The sequence below is a fragment of the Sphaerisporangium rhizosphaerae genome (assembly GCF_042665155.1).
GTDB classification, from domain to species: domain Bacteria; phylum Actinomycetota; class Actinomycetes; order Streptosporangiales; family Streptosporangiaceae; genus Sphaerisporangium; species Sphaerisporangium rhizosphaerae.
The window spans coordinates 1-643 of record NZ_JBHTCG010000103.1 but is presented as its reverse complement, the minus strand read 5'-3'; the positions used below and the strand labels follow the sequence as shown (position 1 = coordinate 643).

The window sequence follows — 643 nt, the reverse complement described above, 5'->3', positions numbered from 1 at the left end:
TCAGGCGCAGCTGCGCCGCTTCGGCCCCTGAGGTCCGGCTCAGCCGCGCGTGGCCCGGCGGCGCAGCTGCTGCTCGGCCCAGTCCATGGGGCACCGCGTGGGCGGCGCGCTGTGCTCCAGGCACTGCTGCCACAGCAGCCGCAGCTTCTGCCGGCCGGGCAGGTAGGCGGGGCGGGTAAAGTTGTCGAACTCGTGGGCTTCTAGGTCGTCCAGAATCCCCTCGTAGGCGCGCGCCGCTGTGGCAACCCCAATGCGCGCGCGCCCGTGCAGGGCCGGAATGCCCTGGTGACCATGGGCGTACCACTCGCGCGCCAGCGCACACAGGTGGGCCATCAGCGCCTGATAGGCGGGCGTAAGGCGCTGGGCCCGCAGATCGGCGTGGCTCACGCCGTGGTCGCGCAGCAGCTCGCCCGGTAGGTACACTCGTCCGCGGTCCAGGTCCTCACCCACGTCGCGCAGGATGTTGGTCAGCTGCATGGCCTGTCCCAGCCGACCCGTGCCGATAATCACCACGTTCCAGGTCTGATTGAGGCCCAGCACGCGCACCAGCTCCCGTTTGAGGATGGCCACTGTGTAGCCCATACCGCGCGTACCGAAGCGCCCGAAGTACGCCAGATCCTTACGCACCTGGAAGGCCGTGACC

Annotated in this window: 1 protein-coding gene; it reads right to left on the bottom strand. The window is 69.7% G+C overall.

Going from position 1 to position 643, the window contains the following annotated elements; genetic code table 11:
* Window positions 1–39 precede the first annotated feature (39 nt).
* Window positions 40–643: squalene/phytoene synthase family protein (locus ACFQSB_RS40255; RefSeq protein WP_380832627.1), on the bottom strand; the 604-nt coding region annotated here is incomplete at its 5' end.